The 16,492-nt window shown below is 43.4% G+C and carries 15 protein-coding genes; 7 read left to right on the top strand and 8 right to left on the bottom strand.

Annotated elements, in window-relative coordinates; all coding sequences use genetic code 11:
• Positions 1-112 precede the first annotated feature (112 nt).
• Genes MTF66_RS05515 through MTF66_RS05480 form a run of 8 tightly spaced genes read right to left on the bottom strand, consistent with a single transcriptional unit; the run spans position 113 to position 8,421 of the window.
• Complete coding sequence (locus tag MTF66_RS05515) at positions 113-769, bottom strand: 3-oxoacid CoA-transferase subunit B (protein WP_054561524.1); 657 nt, start codon at positions 767-769, stop codon at positions 113-115.
• A gap of 11 nt (positions 770-780) precedes the next feature.
• On the bottom strand, positions 781-1,479 hold the full coding sequence (locus MTF66_RS05510) for a CoA transferase subunit A (RefSeq protein ID WP_248526674.1): 699 nt from the start codon (positions 1,477-1,479) through the stop codon (positions 781-783).
• Between the two features lie 11 nt (positions 1,480-1,490).
• Positions 1,491-2,396: a hydroxymethylglutaryl-CoA lyase gene (locus MTF66_RS05505; protein ID WP_248526673.1), complete on the bottom strand. Its 906-nt coding sequence runs from the start codon at positions 2,394-2,396 to the stop codon at positions 1,491-1,493.
• Positions 2,396-4,360, bottom strand: a complete 1,965-nt coding sequence (locus MTF66_RS05500) for an acetyl/propionyl/methylcrotonyl-CoA carboxylase subunit alpha (protein WP_248526672.1) — start codon at positions 4,358-4,360, stop codon at positions 2,396-2,398. The genes MTF66_RS05505 and MTF66_RS05500 overlap by 1 nt, the downstream gene beginning before the upstream one ends.
• Positions 4,361-4,368: 8 nt before the next feature.
• The gene (locus MTF66_RS05495) at positions 4,369-5,139 is read right to left on the bottom strand and encodes an enoyl-CoA hydratase/isomerase family protein (RefSeq protein WP_058585053.1); all 771 of its coding nucleotides are present in this window, start codon (positions 5,137-5,139) and stop codon (positions 4,369-4,371) included.
• A gap of 10 nt (positions 5,140-5,149) precedes the next feature.
• Positions 5,150-6,757 (bottom strand): carboxyl transferase domain-containing protein, encoded by a 1,608-nt coding sequence (locus MTF66_RS05490; protein WP_187489625.1) that lies wholly within the window; start codon positions 6,755-6,757, stop codon positions 5,150-5,152.
• Positions 6,758-6,766: 9 nt separating this feature from the next.
• Complete coding sequence (locus MTF66_RS05485; protein ID WP_054561519.1) at positions 6,767-7,942, bottom strand: isovaleryl-CoA dehydrogenase; 1,176 nt, start codon at positions 7,940-7,942, stop codon at positions 6,767-6,769.
• Between the two features lie 44 nt (positions 7,943-7,986).
• Entirely contained in the window at positions 7,987-8,421 is a 435-nt protein-coding gene (locus MTF66_RS05480; protein ID WP_054553803.1) for a MerR family DNA-binding transcriptional regulator, read from the bottom strand.
• 341 nt (positions 8,422-8,762) lie between these two features.
• On the opposite strand from MTF66_RS05480, the gene MTF66_RS05475 reads away from it, so the two are divergent.
• The 7 genes from MTF66_RS05475 (at position 8,763) to MTF66_RS05445 (ending at position 16,404) form a co-directional block, all read left to right on the top strand.
• Positions 8,763-9,944 (top strand): acetyl-CoA C-acyltransferase, encoded by a 1,182-nt coding sequence (locus tag MTF66_RS05475; protein WP_248526671.1) that lies wholly within the window; start codon positions 8,763-8,765, stop codon positions 9,942-9,944.
• A 91-nt stretch (positions 9,945-10,035) separates the two neighbouring features.
• Positions 10,036-11,526, top strand: coding sequence for a CoA-acylating methylmalonate-semialdehyde dehydrogenase (locus MTF66_RS05470; RefSeq protein WP_248526670.1), 1,491 nt, complete (start codon positions 10,036-10,038; stop codon positions 11,524-11,526).
• A gap of 109 nt (positions 11,527-11,635) precedes the next feature.
• Positions 11,636-12,793 (top strand): acyl-CoA dehydrogenase family protein, encoded by a 1,158-nt coding sequence (locus MTF66_RS05465; RefSeq protein WP_248526669.1) that lies wholly within the window; start codon positions 11,636-11,638, stop codon positions 12,791-12,793.
• Between the two features lie 10 nt (positions 12,794-12,803).
• Positions 12,804-13,583, top strand: a complete 780-nt coding sequence (locus MTF66_RS05460; protein WP_135924626.1) for an enoyl-CoA hydratase — start codon at positions 12,804-12,806, stop codon at positions 13,581-13,583.
• The gene (locus MTF66_RS05455) at positions 13,583-14,725 is read left to right on the top strand and encodes an enoyl-CoA hydratase/isomerase family protein (RefSeq protein WP_248526668.1); all 1,143 of its coding nucleotides are present in this window, start codon (positions 13,583-13,585) and stop codon (positions 14,723-14,725) included. The genes MTF66_RS05460 and MTF66_RS05455 overlap by 1 nt, the downstream gene beginning before the upstream one ends.
• A gap of 17 nt (positions 14,726-14,742) precedes the next feature.
• Complete coding sequence (mmsB, locus tag MTF66_RS05450) at positions 14,743-15,633, top strand: 3-hydroxyisobutyrate dehydrogenase (protein ID WP_248526667.1); 891 nt, start codon at positions 14,743-14,745, stop codon at positions 15,631-15,633.
• Positions 15,634-15,642: 9 nt separating this feature from the next.
• Complete coding sequence (locus tag MTF66_RS05445) at positions 15,643-16,404, top strand: SDR family oxidoreductase (protein ID WP_248526666.1); 762 nt, start codon at positions 15,643-15,645, stop codon at positions 16,402-16,404.
• The last annotated feature ends 88 nt before the right edge of the window (positions 16,405-16,492 follow it).

Here is a 16,492-nt window from a genome sequence, read left to right as displayed (position 1 = left end):
TGGTGCGGCGAAAGGCTGACTTTAGATAAAAAAAATCCCTCTTGCGAGGGATTTTGGGTAACTCAGCGCCATTGGCACTGGGAATGAGGTCGGTACATGGGATGTGAGTGGCTTAAAAAGCCATCTCTGGAACATCACCTTCAACAAGCAATTTGCCTGCCGTTTTGCTAATAATTTCATCTACAGACACGCCCGGAGCGCGTTCAATTAGATGAAATGCGCCGTCTTTAACTTCTAGTACGGCTAAATCAGTTACGATTTTCTTTACACAGTTAACCCCAGTTAGCGGTAAAGTGCAACTTTCTAATAACTTAGAGTCGCCATGCTTGCTTGCATGAGTCATCGTAACAATAATATTCTTCGCGCCAGCAACGAGGTCCATCGCGCCACCCATGCCTTTAATTAGCTTCTTTGGGATCATCCACGATGCGATGTTACCGTTCTGGTCAACTTCAAATGCACCTAATACTGTTAAGTCTACATGACCACCCCGTATCATGGCAAAACTATCTGCACTATTAAATATTGCTGCACCTGTGGCTGCTGTCACGGTTTCTTTACCCGCGTTGATCATATCTGCATCAACTTGGTCTTTGGTTGGGTACGCACCCATACCTAATAAGCCATTCTCAGACTGCAACATAACTTCGATACCGTCAGGTACATAGTTAGCAACCAGAGTAGGGATACCAATACCTAGGTTTACGTAATAGCCATCTTGTAGTTCTTGTGCAACACGCATTGCAACTTGTTCACGTGATAATGCCATTTTATTGCTCCTTAATCGCGAGTTGTTACACGTTCAATGCGTTTTTCAAAGTCGCCTTTGATCACGCGATTAACATAAATACCTGGGGTATGAATTTGGCTTGGTTCAAGTTCACCTGGCTCAACAATCTCTTCTACTTCAGCAACAGTAATTTTACCGGCTGTTGCGGCCATCGGGTTGAAGTTCATTGCTGTGTGGCGAAATATAAGGTTACCATAGCGGTCGGCTTTCCATGCTTTAACAATAGCAAACTCACCTGTAATTGACTCTTCTAAGATATATGGGCGACCATCAAATTCTTTGACTTCTTTACCTTCGGCAACAGGAGTACCGTAACCTGTAGCAGTATAAAACGCAGGAATACCCGCACCACCAGCGCGCATCTTCTCAGCCAGTGTCCCTTGTGGTGTTAAAACAACATCAATTTCGCCATCGAGTAGTTGTTTTTCGAAAAGCGCATTTTCACCCACATAAGAAGCGATGATTTTTTTAATTTGCTTATCGTGAAGTAAAACCCCTAAACCAAAATCATCAACACCGCAGTTATTCGAAACAACGGTTAGATTTTTAGTCTGTTTACGCTTAATTTCACTGATAAGTCCCTCAGGAATACCACACAAGCCAAAGCCACCAGCGATAATTGTATCGCCATCTTTTAAACCTTCCATTGCAGCTTCATAACTTGAAACCACTTTATCGAAACCGGCCATGAGCCTACTCCTTAATTATTCTGAGTGTTCTTTAGAGCAAGTGATACCTTGCTGACAGGTTGTTTATTTAGTGCACTGCAAATAGCCCAACCAGCTTTCGCCAGTCTTTCTAAATCAATTCCATGCTCTATGCCAAGCCCTTGTAGTAAGTAAACTACATCTTCAGTGGCAACATTTCCTGACGCACCTTTGGCATAAGGGCAGCCACCAAGGCCTGCAACAGCACTATCAACCGTTGCTATACCGCGTGTTAGGGCGGTGTAAATATTTGTGAGCGCTTGTCCGTAGGTGTCGTGAAAATGTACAGCGAGTTTTGATTTATCAATATGTTGCAAGAGTAAATCTAATAACTCATCGACTTTTTTCGCCGTTCCCACACCTATGGTGTCGCCAAGGCTAATTTCGTAACAACCAAGCTCGAGTAATCGCTCTGATACTTTTAATACATCATTGTAGTCGACATCACCTTGATATGGACAACCCATGACGCAGCTAACATAACCTCTAACACGAATGTTATTCGCTTTGGCAAAAGCCATTACATCTTTAAAGCGGTCAATACTTTCATCAATAGAGCAGTTAATGTTCTTTTGACAAAACGCTTCACTTGCCGCTGTAAAGATAGCAAATTCTTGTATGCCGACTTGTTTTGCCGCCTCTGCACCCCGTAAATTCGGGGTGAGGGCACTTAAGTTAACATTAGGCAAATTTAACGCGTTAATTACATCGCTTGAGTCAGCCATTTGTGGCACCCATTTAGGTGACACAAAGGCGCCTGCTTCTATATCTTTAAGCCCAGCATCTGCAAGGGCGTTGATAAGCGTGACTTTATCTTGAGTGCTAACGGCAGCTTCATTTTGCAAGCCGTCTCTGGCGCCAACTTCTACAATGCGAACAAAATCAGGAAACTGTGCCATTACGCCTCCGGCTCTTCTACAATGGCGAGCATATCACCGTGGCTCACCAATTCACCTTCAGCAAAGCAATAGCTCGTTAGTACACCATCATGCGGGGCATTAAGGGTGTATTCCATTTTCATCGCTTCTATGATGACAACAGCGTCACCTTTAGCGACAGTACTGCCAACCTCAACTAAATGTTTAACTACAGTACCATTGAGTGGTGCAGCAAGTGGTAGTGCATCACTTTCGTGTTCACTAATATAGTGTTTATCAATCAGCTCAAGCACCGTTTGCTGTGCTTTGTACATTACTGTGATGTGAGAGTCTGCTTGATTAATATGAGCTACAACTTTTTCGCCATTAACGACTAGGTTTGCAAGGCCATTTTCAACCTTGCCCGAGGTTGTATAGTCAACTCCACCTAGGCTGATTTTAAAGCCATCTGAGGTCTTAACCGCATGAACGTTAAAATCTACAAATGGAATTGTTGTTTTAGCGTCACTGTTTAGCATAAAGCCTGTTAATTGTTGCCATGGGCTGCTGCTCTCACCTTTTAGTTGATGTGCATGCGCATAGGCTGCCACAACGGTTGCAATAAAAGACTGTTGCTCGTTTTTAGCAACAAGGCGCTCACCTTGGTCTTCAATAAAGTGCGTATCGGGTGCACCAGCTTGAAAAGTAGGGTGGTTAGCAAGGTTATGTAAGAAATTAACGTTACAGCTAAAACCTGCAAGGTGGAATTGCTCTAGTGCTTTTGATAAACGCCCAAGCGCTGCCTCACGGCTATCGTCATGAACAATTAATTTAGCAATCATAGGGTCGTAGAACGGGCTAATTTCATCACCCGCTGCAATCCCTGTATCTATACGTACAAACTCAGATTCGTTCGGTGTGAATAGGGCGTCAATGTGGCCAGAACACGGAATAAAGTCATTACTTGGATCTTCTGCATAAATACGTGCTTCAAAGCTGTGACCTTGTAGCTGAATATCTGCTTGGCTAAGTGGTAATGCTTCACCTGCCGCAATGTTGATTTGCCAATTCACCAAATCAACACCGGTTACCATTTCTGTTACTGGGTGCTCTACTTGTAAACGGGTGTTCATTTCCATGAAGAAGAATTCATCACCGCATAATAAAAACTCAACCGTACCCGCGCCGCGATAGTTAATCGCTTGGGCACAACGTACCGCAGCTTCACCCATTTCTTTACGAAGTTCATCAGATAAACCCGGAGCAGGGGCTTCTTCAATTACTTTTTGGTGACGACGCTGTAATGAGCAGTCACGGTCGCCTAAGTACACACAGTTACCATGACTATCGGCAAAAACTTGTACTTCAACATGGCGAGGTTTAGTGACATAGCGCTCTAAAAGCACTAAATCGTTACCAAAGCCGGCTTTTGCTTCACGTTTTGCGCCTTCAAATGCACCGGTAAAGTCTTTTGCGTGTTCTACAACTCGCATACCTTTACCACCGCCACCAAAGGCCGCTTTAATCAATACCGGGTAACCAATTTTTTCAGCTTCAGCTTGTAAGAACTCAGTATCTTGGTTGTCACCATAGTAACCAGGCACTAAAGGTACATTTGCTTGGTGCATAATTTCTTTAGCGCGGGTTTTTGAGCCCATGGCTTCAATACTTGATGCTGGCGGGCCTATAAAGGCGATATCATTTTTTTCACATGCTAGCGCAAAGTCACAGTTCTCAGATAAAAAACCATAGCCCGGGTGAATACAATCAACACCAGCTTGTTTTGCCACATCGATGATTTTGTCTGCCACTAAGTATGAGTCTTTACTTGGCGCAGGACCAATATGATACGCCTCATCAGCAAGCTTTACGTGCTGAGCATGTTTATCTGCATCTGAGTACACTGCAACCGTTGTTAAGCCCATTTGCTTTGCTGTACGCATAACTCGGCAGGCAATTTCACCACGGTTGGCAACGAGAATTTTTTTCAATGATTTTGTTGTCATAATGGTTCCTATTTCTGCCAGTTAGGGGCACGTTTTTCAAAAAATGCAGTTAGGCCTTCTTGGCCTTCTTCAGATACACGAATGCGCGCAATGCGCTCAGCGGTTAACTCAATCAGTGCATCATCTATTACGTTGCCAGCGACATCATTGATTAGCTGCTTCGCTGCTTTAACAGCAACAGGGCCATTATTAACAAGGCTTTGTAAGTGTTTATCGAGCGCTGTTTGTAAATCGCCGGTGATTTGGTGAATTAACCCCAGTTGCTTGGCTGTATGCGCGTCAAAAATCTCTGCCGTTAAAAAATAACGACGTGCAGCGCGTTCACCAATGGCTTTAATGACATAAGGGCTGATAACCGCAGGAATAAGACCAAGCTTTACTTCACTTAAGCAAAACTGTGCATCGTCTTGGCAAATTGCGATATCACAACACGCAATTAAGCCTAATGCACCGCCAAATGCAGCACCTTGTACGGCACAAATTGTTGGATGTGGGCTTGTAGCAAGAACTTTCATAAGCTTTGCTAGCTGCATAGAATCCGCTAAGTTTTCTGCAAAGTCATTGCCAGCCATCGACTTCATCCAGTTTAAATCAGCGCCAGCAGAAAAGTGCTTACCTTCGGTTTTTAAAACCAGTGCGCGCACATCACAGCTATTTGCGTGTTCAATTAAACGGATCAGCTCACTGATGACTTCTTCGTTAAATGCATTGTGTTTTTCTGGGCGACTTAGTACCAGTACAGCCACATTTGATTTTGTTATTTCTAGTGTTACTGACATAAGGCCTCCATTACATTCTAAATACGCCGAACTGCGAATCGCGCTCTGGTGCATTTTTAGCTGCACTTAAGGCAAGCCCTAATACATTGCGGGTATCAGCAGGATCGATAATGCCATCATCCCAAAGGCGGGCACTGGCGTAATATGGATGACCTTGTTTTTCGTATTGCTCTATAATTGGCTTTTTAAACTCACTGACTTGCTCATCAGTCATGCTTTCGCCTTTTCGGGCTAAACCATCTTGTTTAACTTGTGCAAGAACGCCTGCTGCTTGTTCACCACCCATTACAGATATACGGGCATTTGGCCACATCCACATCATGGTAGGTTCAAACGCGCGGCCACACATACCGTAGTTACCCGCACCATACGAGCCACCAATTAACACGGTGAATTTTGGCACATCAGCACATGACACAGCGGTTACCATTTTCGCACCATGTTTGGCGATGCCTTCGGCTTCGTATTTTTTACCAACCATAAAGCCAGTAATGTTTTGTAAAAACACTAAAGGAATTTTGCGTTGTGCGCATAGTTGTATAAAGTGCGCGCCTTTTTGCGCTGATTCACTGAATAAAATGCCGTTGTTGGCAACAATACCGACAGGGTGACCAAAGATTGTTGCAAAGCCGGTTACTAGTGTTTCGCCAAAGTAGCGTTTAAATTCATCAAATGATGAATCATCAACAACACGAGCAATTACTTCGCGTACATCAAATGGCTTTTTAAGGTCAGTACCCACAATGCCGTAAATTTCGTTAATGTCGTAACGCGGCGGTTTAACATCATCAAGTAAGGGTGCAGTAGGGCGCTGATAGTTAATTCGTTCAATACATTGGCGCGCGATAGAAAGCGCGTGGGCATCGTTTTCAGCATAGTGGTCGGCAACACCGGATGTTTTACAGTGAACATCAGCACCACCGAGCTCTTCTGCACTCACTTCTTCACCCGTAGCCGCTTTAACCAGTGGCGGACCAGCTAAGAAAATTGTGCCTTGCTCTTTTACAATAATACTTTCATCAGCCATCGCTGGTACATAAGCACCACCTGCGGTACATAAACCCATTACGACTGCAATTTGTGGAATGCCTTTTCCAGACATACGAGCCTGATTATAGAAAATACGGCCAAAGTGTAATTTATCTGGAAATACATCATCTTGTTCAGGCAGGTTTGCACCGCCTGAATCAACTAAATAAATACACGGTAAATGACAACGCTCTGCGATATCTTGGGCACGTAGATGTTTTTTTACCGTTAGTGGAAAGTATGTACCGCCTTTTACGGTTGCATCATTGGCGATGATCATACATTCAACGCCTTTCACACGACCAATACCAGCAACAACACCGGCACATGGAATAGCTTGTTCGTACACACCAAAGGCAGCAAATTGAGAGATCTCTAAAAATGGCGAGCCTTCATCAAGTAGCGTTTCAATACGGTCACGAACAAATAACTTACCACGGCCTTGGTGGCGCTCAATAAGGGCAGGGCCCCCACCTAAACGGATATCAGCTACTTTTTCACGTAAATCACTTACGAGCGCTGCCATGTTGTCGTGATTTTGCAAAAATTGCGGATCGTGTGGATTTACACTCGATTTTAAAATCGTCATAACAAGGTCCTATCGGCTTTCAGTGAATAATTCGCGACCAATTAGCATGCGGCGGATTTCTGAAGTACCTGCGCCAATTTCATATAGTTTTGCATCACGTAATAAACGACCTGTCGCGTATTCGTTGATGTAACCATTACCACCTAAGATTTGAATAGCATCTAGGGCCATCTTAGTCGCAAGCTCTGCCGCATATAAAATAGCGCCAGCGGCATCTTTACGCGTTGTTTCGCCGCGGTCACATGCACGAGCTACTGTGTAAACATATGAACGAGCTGCATTCATTTGCGTGTACATGTCAGCAATTTTGCCTTGAATAAGTTGGAACTGACCAATTGGGCTATCAAATTGTTTACGCTCATGAATATAAGGAACCACAATGTCCATACATGCTTGCATAATACCAAGCGGGCCTGCAGCTAAAACAACACGCTCATAATCTAGGCCACTCATAAGGACTTTTACGCCTTCGTTTAAGTTACCTAGAATGTTTTCTGCTGGTACTTCGCAGTTCTCGAACACTAATTCACAGGTGTTAGAGCCACGCATACCAAGTTTGTCTAGCTTTTGTGCAGTAGAAAACCCTGGCGTGTTACGTTCAACGATGAACGCTGTAATGCCTTTAGGGCCAGCATTTAAATCTGTTTTTGCATAGATAACAAAGGTATCGGCATCTGGACCATTGGTGATCCACATTTTGTTACCGTTAAGTACAAATACATCGCCTTTTTTCTCAGCTTTTAATTTCATTGATACAACGTCAGAACCCGCATTTGGCTCACTCATCGCAAGGGCACCAATGTGCTCACCGCTGATAAGTTTTGGTAAGTACTTTTCTTTTTGTGCTTGTGACCCATTACGGTTAATTTGGTTAACACATAAGTTTGAATGAGCACCATAACTTAAACCAATCGATGCACTTGCACGGCTAATTTCTTCCATTGCGATTACGTGCTCAAGGTAACCAAGGCCAGCACCGCCAAATTCTTCAGGCACTGTCATTCCTAATAAACCCATTTCGCCAAGCTGTGGCCAAAGTTGATTAGGGAAGGCATTGTCTACATCTGTTTGTTCTGCAAGTGGGGCAATTTCTTGGCTAGCAAAGCTATTTACATGATCGCGGATCATGTCTGCTGTTTCGCCAAGTCCGAAGTTCATTTCTTTATAAAGTGAAATAGTGCTCATAATGTGTGTTCCTGTGAGAGTCTGTTGACGAGATTGTTGTCAGGTTATTCGTCTAAATTATTAAGGGTTTCACGACAGCGACGTTCTGCAGTCACCAATTCCATTAGTACAACTTTAATGTCGTCCATCTGTTGGCTCAGGTCCGCTTTTTTCTCTGCGATAAGGTCAAGCATAGTGACTAGCTGTTTAGCGCTCGATTTATCTGCATCGTAAAGTTCAAACAAACGGCCCGTTTCAGCCAAGGTAAAACCTAAGCGTTTACCACGTAGAATAAGTTTTAGTCTTACTTTGTCGCGTTTTGAATAAATACGGGTTTGACCATTGCGATCAGGTGAGATCAGGCCTTGGTCTTCATAAAAGCGGATAGAGCGGGTCGTTATATCAAATTCTTTTGCTAGTTCGCTGATACTAAACGTTTGCTCATTGCTAGCAGGTTCAACTGCTGCGCTTTCAAAGTTTGTTTGATTGTCTTGTTTCATGATTTATTTACCTCATTCGAATAACACCAATATAAGTGAAGTTTACGTAAAGGTAAAGGGTGATTTGGGAGTTATACTTTAGACTTATAAAGATAACTGGTTGGATTTGTTGAAAAGCTTTATTTATCTAGCCTTGTAAGCAGATGTTTGATTTTTCATACAACAAAATACAGATAAGTTTACAGTTTTACCGGCCGCAAAAATGTTGATTTTAGATTTACGTTGGCGTAAACGTAAATATTATGTATGCTGAATTAAATCGAAATTAAACTATAACAAATTAACTGTTTGGTTACACATGATTTGAACACATGATGTTAACCACTTACATGGAGCCAATTATGACTACTGAAGCCGTTGTTATTGTTGCCGCAAAACGTACCCCTATGGGTGGTTTTATGGGCGCACTAAGTGGTGCACACGCAACTGATTTAGGTGCTACAGCTATTAAAAGTAGCTTAGAGCAAGCCGGTTTATCTGCCGATAAGATTGACGAAGTGATCATGGGCTGTGTATTACCAGCTGGTCTTGGTCAAGCACCTGCACGCCAAGCAATGTTAAAAGCGGGCCTTAATCAAGGTACTGGCGCAACAACAATTAACAAAGTATGTGGCTCTGGCTTAAAAGCCGCAATGTTTGCTCATGACTTAATTAAATCAGGCTCTATCAACTCAGCGGTTGCTGGTGGTATGGAAAGCATGAGTAATGCTCCTTATATGTTACCAAATGCACGTTCAGGTATGCGTATGGGTCATGGCGAAGTAAAAGATCACATGATGTGTGATGGCCTTGAAGATGCTTACGACAACAAAGCAATGGGTTGTTTTGCACAAGACACTGCCGATCAGTATTCAATTGGCCGTGAACAAATGGATAACTTTGCACTTAACTCACTGACTAAAGCGAATAGCGCGATTGAAACTGGCGCATTTGCAAACGAGATTGCCGCGCACACTATTTCTACACGCAAAGGTGATGTGACCGTTGCGATTGATGAGCAACCAGGCAATGCACGTCCTGATAAAATCCCAGGTTTACGTCCTGCATTCAAAAAAGACGGCACTATTACAGCTGCAAACTCGTCATCAATTTCTGATGGTGCAGCAGCGCTTGTGTTAATGCGTGAATCAGATGCTAAAGAACAAGGTTTAACACCACTTTGTCGTATCGTTGCTCACAGCACACATTCTCAAGCACCAAGCGAATTTACTTTAGCACCGGTTGGCGCAATGCAGTCGCTTTTAGAAAAAGCTGGTTGGTCTATTAATGATGTTGATTTATGGGAAATCAACGAAGCGTTTGCCATGGTGACTATGCTTGCAATTAACGAGTTAAAACTTGATGAAAGCAAAGTAAACGTAAACGGCGGTGCCTGTGCACTTGGTCACCCAATTGGTGCAAGCGGCGCGCGTATCTTAGTTACCTTAATTCATGCATTAAAGAATCGTGGTCTTAGCAAAGGTGTTGCCTCACTGTGTATCGGTGGTGGTGAAGCTGTTGCTATGGCAGTCGAAGCTCTTTAATCGCTTTAGAATTTTAATCTCTCACAGCCGCAACGTATTTTAAAAACTATCATGTTGCGGCCTCTTTATACCCACTGGGGAGGAGTGCCTCATGCACCAAGTACCTTTATTTATCAACGGCGAATTTACCCAATCAAGTTCATCGCAGCTGATTGATGTTATCAATCCTGCAAACCAAGAAGTGTTAGCTCAAGTTCCGTGTGCAACAGATGCTGAAATGGATGCAGCCATTGCCTCTGCAAAAGAAACATTTAAAACATGGAAAGAAGTGCCTATTTCTGAGCGTGCGCGCATTATGATGAAATACGCTGCACTACTAAAAGAAAACCATGACGAGCTTGCGACGATTATTTGTCATGAGTTAGGTAAAACATTTGAAGACGCCAAAGGCGATGTTTGGCGTGGTATTGAAGTTGTTGAGCAAGCAGCCAATGCACCATCACTGATGATGGGCGAAACAATGGAAAACGTAGCGCGTAAAATCGATACTTATTCTTACATGCAACCACTAGGTGTATGTGCGGGTATTACGCCATTTAACTTCCCTGCGATGATCCCATTATGGATGTTCCCACTGGCTATTGTGTGTGGTAACACCTTTATTCTGAAACCATCAGAGCAAGATCCACTAACACCAATGCGTTTAGCTGAACTATTTGTTGAAGCGGGAGCACCAAAAGGGGTGTTACAAGTTGTTCATGGTACAAAACCACAAGTTGACCGTTTATTAGAAGACCCAGCAGTGCGTGCTATTTCATTTGTTGGTTCGTGTGGTGTAGGTGAATACATCTATTCAAAAGGCACAGCAAACCTTAAACGCGTACAAGCTTGTGTAGGTGCAAAAAACCACATGGTTATTATGCCAGATGCAAGTAAATCGCATGTTGTAAACAACCTAGTAGGTGCGTCTGTAGGTGCTGCTGGTCAGCGCTGTATGGGTATTTCGGTTGCTGTATTTGTAGGTCAAGCAAAAGACTGGGTTGATGAAATTAAAGCAGGCTTTGAAAACGTACGCCCAGGTGTATGGGATGATGCTAACGCAGCTTACGGCCCACAAACATCAAAAGCAGCTAAAGATCGTATTTTATCACTAATCGCAAGTGGTAAAGAACAAGGTGCAACGTGTTTAATTGATGGCTCTTACTTTACTGTTGAAGGTTACGAGCAAGGTAACTGGGTTGGTCCAACGTTATTTACTGATGTAACAACCGAGATGGATTTATACAAAGAAGAGATCTTTGGTCCTGTACTGGCTTGTATGTTTGTAGATACTCTTGAAGAGGCGATTGAGCTTATCAATAACTCGCCGTACGGTAACGGTACTTCGTTATTCACATCAAGTGGAGCTGCTGCACGTAAATTCCAACATGAAATCGAAGTAGGTCAAGTTGGTATCAACGTGCCAATTCCTGTGCCACTACCGTTTTTCTCTTTCACAGGTTGGAAAGGCTCATTCTACGGCGATCAACACACCTATGGTAAGCAAGGTATTCGTTTTTACACAGAAACAAAAACAATTACTTCACGTTGGTTCGAGGATGATATCGCCTCAGGTCCGAACATGAGTATCAACCTTAAATAAGCCGTAATTAATTTACTGCTGAGCGAGCACACGCTCGCTCAAAGAACACACATTTAAACGACAACAATCGTTATTCACACAAGAATAAGACAACAAATAGAGGTCTACTATGGACTTTAATTTAACCGAAGATCAGCAAGCGTTTGCTGAAACAGCCCGTCAGTTTGCAGAGTCTGAACTTGCTCCACATGCAGCTAAGTGGGACCAAGAACACATTTTTCCTAAAGACACCATTAAAGCAGCCGGTGAGCTTGGCTTTTGTGGTTTATATACCCCAGAAGAAGCGGGTGGCTTAGGTTTATCTCGCTTAGATTCAAGCATTATCTTTGAGCAGCTTGCCATGGGTTGTACAGCAACCACCGCTATGTTGACCATTCATAATATGGCTACGTGGATGATTGCAAGCTTTGGTACTGATGACGTTAAATCCCAGTACTGTGAGCAATTAGTAATGGGTGAGTTACTTGCTTCTTACTGTTTAACGGAGCCAGGTTCTGGCTCTGATGCAGCATCACTAAAAACTAAAGCGGTTAAAGAGGGCGATGAGTATGTGATCTCAGGCTCTAAAATGTTTATTTCGGGCGCAGGTGAAACTGATTTACTTGTGGTTATGGCGCGCACTGGTGGTGAAGGCGCAGCCGGTATTTCGGCATTTGTAGTGCCTGCTGACGCAGCAGGTATTGAATACGGTAAAGCTGAAGAAAAAATGGGCTGGAATGCACAGCCAACACGTTTAATTAGCTTTGAAGGTGTCAGAATCCCTGCGGCTAACTTATTAGGTCAAGAAGGCGAAGGCTTTAAGTTTGCAATGCAAGGCTTAGATGGCGGTCGTATTAATATTGCTACCTGTTCATTAGGTACAGCACAAGCAGCTCTTAACACTGCACGCGAATACTTAAAAGAACGTGAGCAATTTGGTAAGCCATTAGCTGCTTTCCAAGCACTGCAATTTAAAATTGCCGACATGAATACCGAGCTTGTTGCCGCTCGTCAAATGGTCCGCTTAGCCGCATTTAAACTTGATACGGGTGACAGCGAAAAAACCACTTACTGCGCTATGGCAAAGCGTTTTGCTACAGATGTTGGTTTTAAAGTATGTGACGACGCACTACAAATTCACGGTGGTTACGGTTACATCAAAGAATACCCATTAGAGCGTCATTTCAGAGACGTACGTGTGCATCAAATTCTTGAAGGCACAAACGAAATAATGCGTGTGATTATCGCACGTCGTATCTTAGCTGAGTCAGCTGGCGACATTCTATAAGGAGCATACTATGTCTAATCCATCGATTGATTTAAATATTGAAGGTAACGTAGCGGTTTTAACCATGAATAACCCGCCAGCGAATACCTGGACACAAGATACATTAACTGCATTAAAAGACACTGTGACCGAGCTAAATGCTAACAAAAATGTCTATGCATTAGTGATCACAGGTCAAGGTGAAAAGTTCTTTAGTGCTGGTGCCGATCTGAACGTATTTGCCAGTGGTGATAAAGGCGTTGCTGCTACTATGTCAAAAGTGTTTGGTGATGCATTTGAGGCACTAACAAATTTCCGTGGTGTATCAATTGCGGCAATTAATGGTTATGCCATGGGTGGCGGTCTTGAAGTGGCCCTTGCTTGTGATATTCGTATTGCTGAAGAACAAGCTCAAATGGCACTTCCTGAAGCGAAAGTTGGCTTGTTGCCTTGTGCTGGCGGTACGCAAAACCTTGCATGGCTTGTTGGTGAAGGCTGGGCAAAACGCATGATCTTATGTGGCGAGCGCCTAAAAGCAGACAAAGCACGCGAAATTGGCCTTGTTGAAGAAGTGGTTGGTGCTGGCGAAAGTTTAGCGGCGGCAATGAAACTTGCTAACCAAGTGGGTGAGCAAAGTCCAGTTGCTGTGACTGCATGTAAAGAGCTTATTCAAAAAGGTCGCACACAACCTATGGCACATGCATTGCCATTAGAGCGTGAGTTATTTGTACAATTATTTGATACGCAAGACCAAAAAGAAGGCGTGAATGCATTCTTAGAAAAGCGTAAAGCAAATTGGGTAAATGGCTAATGACTAATGTAACACTACTAAATCATCAAGATGCGCCTGTGGTGTTTGAAACTGCAGAGGCCGAGAGCGGCCTCATTGCAATTGCGACACTCAATGCGCCTAAGTCGTTAAATGCCTTAAATTACGACATGATCCAATTGCTAGAGCCGCAGCTTAGAAAATGGGCTGACGATGACGCCGTTGCCATGGTCGTTCTAAAAGGGGCTGGCGAAAAAGCATTTTGTGCCGGTGGCGATGTAGTAAGCCTGCATAAAGCAATGAGCACAGGTGAGCCTGCTAACTACATTGAAGACTTTTTTACCTTTGAGTACAAATTAGACTACCTAATTCACTGCTATGAAAAGCCAATATTACTTTGGGGTAATGGCATTGTTATGGGTGGCGGCCTAGGCTTAATGGCTGGGGCAAGTCACCGAGTGGTAACAGAAACATCACGTATCGCAATGCCTGAGCTAACCATTGGTTTATACCCAGATGTGGGCGGCAGTTACTTCTTACATAAAATGCCTGAGCAAGTGGGTCTATTCTTAGGGTTAACTGCTGCGTCTATCAATGCTGAAGATGCCTTGTTTGTTAATCTTGCTGATCACTATGCAACAGCAGATAAATATGACGCTATTTTAACGGCTATCACCGCTGAAAAGTGGGGCAAAACAGCCTCATTAAATCACGAAAAGCTAACTAACATTTTAATCTCGATTGATAATATTTCAGGCCGTGTTCCTAAAGGCAATGTAAAAGATAACTTAGCGGTTATTCAAAAGCTGGCTGAATTTGACTCATTGCAGGGGAAAATTGACTACATTCAAGCTTTAGAAACAGAAGATAAATGGCTTACTCGTGCGCAAAAGTCATTAGCGCATGGTTGTCCACTTAGTTGTGCGCTGGTAGAACGTCAATTAGCTAATTCAAAAGAGATGACGTTAGCAGATTGCTTCAAAATGGAGTTAGGCATGTCAGTTCGTTGTGGCGAATTAGGCGAGTTCCAAGAAGGGGTTCGTGCGCTATTAATCGACAAAGACGGTGCACCTAACTGGCAGTTTAAATCGCTTAGCGATATCGACGAAGCAGTTGTAGATAGCTTCTTTACAACACGCTGGGATGAGCAATCACACCCACTTAACTCATTAACGTCATCTTAAGTCCAAGGGGTAAACAAATGGCTAAATTAACAATAGGATTTATTGGTTTAGGCAACATGGGTGGCCCAATGGCGGCAAACCTTGTCAATGCAGGTCATACAGTTCGCGTGTTTGACTTAAATAAAGCAGCGGTCAGTGAGCTTGCCGATAAAGGTGCAATTGCTGCAAACGATGCAGCAGAGTGTGCCATTGGCGCTGATATTTTTATCAGTATGCTACCAGCAAGCAAACACGTTAAGTCGCTTTACTTAGGTGAAACAGGCCTTATCAACTTACTTGATAGCAAAACTTTAGTGATTGACTGCTCAACCATTGATGCAGAATCAGCGCGTCAAGTGGGTAGCGAGCTTGCTCAAAAAGGTATTGATTTTGTTGATGCGCCGGTATCAGGTGGTGTTGCAGGTGCAACAGCGGGCACTTTAACCTTTATCGTCGGTGGTGAGCAAAGCCACTTTGAAAAAGCCAAACTGGCTCTAGCAGATATGGGTAAAAACATTTTCCATGCTGGTGATATTGGTGCAGGCCAAGTCGCAAAAATCTGTAACAACATGCTGCTGAGCATTTTAATGGCTGGCACTAGCGAAGCACTACAAATGGGTATAAATAACGGGCTCGATCCAAAAGTGTTAAGTGACATCATGACTGCAAGCTCTGGCCGTAACTGGACACTTGAGCTTTACAATCCATGCCCTGGTGTAATGGAAACAGCACCAGCAAGTAATGATTATAAACCTGGCTTTATGGTTGATTTAATGGCAAAAGACTTAGGTCTTGCTATGGAAGCGGCTCAGCAAAGTAATTCATCTACCCCAATGGGGTCAATGGCGAAGAATCTATACACTATGCTTCAGCATCAAGGTGCGGGTAGTGATGATTTTAGCGCTATTTTTAAATTATTCTCGAAGTAGGAGATTGTTGTGGAAATTAAAAACAACAACATCGTAATTACCGGTGGCGCGCAAGGTTTAGGCTTTGCGATGGCCGAGAAATTTGCATCCCTTGGCGCGAACATCGCTCTTATCGATATGCAACAAGACGTACTTGATACTGCAGTCTCAGCGCTTGCTAAATATGGCACAAAAGTCATGGCTTATGCTGCTAATGTTACAGATGAAGATGCTGTGGTAGCAACGTTTAACACTATCAACAAAGACTTTGGCCATATCGGCGTGTTTATTAATAACGCAGGTATCTTACGCGATGGTATGTTTATCAAAGCAAAAGAAGGCAAAGTGGTCGATAAAATGTCGTTGGCTCAATTTCAATCTGTGATTGATGTGAACCTGACTGGTGTATTCTTAGCAGGTCGTGAAGCTGCGAGCCACATGATTGAGTCTGGCAAAGGCGGCGTTATCGTTAATATGTCGAGTGTTGCTCGCGCTGGTAACATTGGCCAAACAAACTATGCTGCGTCTAAAGCCGGTGTTGTTGCGATGACAACGGGTTGGGCGAAAGAATTAGGTCGCTTTGGTATCCGCGTTGGTGCAATCGCACCAGGTGTTATTCGCACCGCGATGACAGATGCAATGAAACCAGAAGCAAAACAACGCATGATGGCGGTAACGCCAGTGGGTCGTTTTGGTGAAGCAGAAGAAATTGCCCAAACAGCACAATACATTGTAGAGAATGACTTCTTTACAGGTCGTGTTGTTGAAATTGATGGCGGTATTCGCCTTTAATTTTAAATCGTAACCCTTTACCCATTGAAAGTACCAAAACGGTAAGCCTAGCTTGCCGTTTTTTTATTTTTAAAGTATTTTAAATTCA

This window comes from Pseudoalteromonas sp. 2CM39R, from assembly GCF_023161845.1.
The sequence above is the reverse complement of the archived record's forward strand: the minus strand, read 5'-3'. Positions and strand labels throughout refer to the sequence as shown.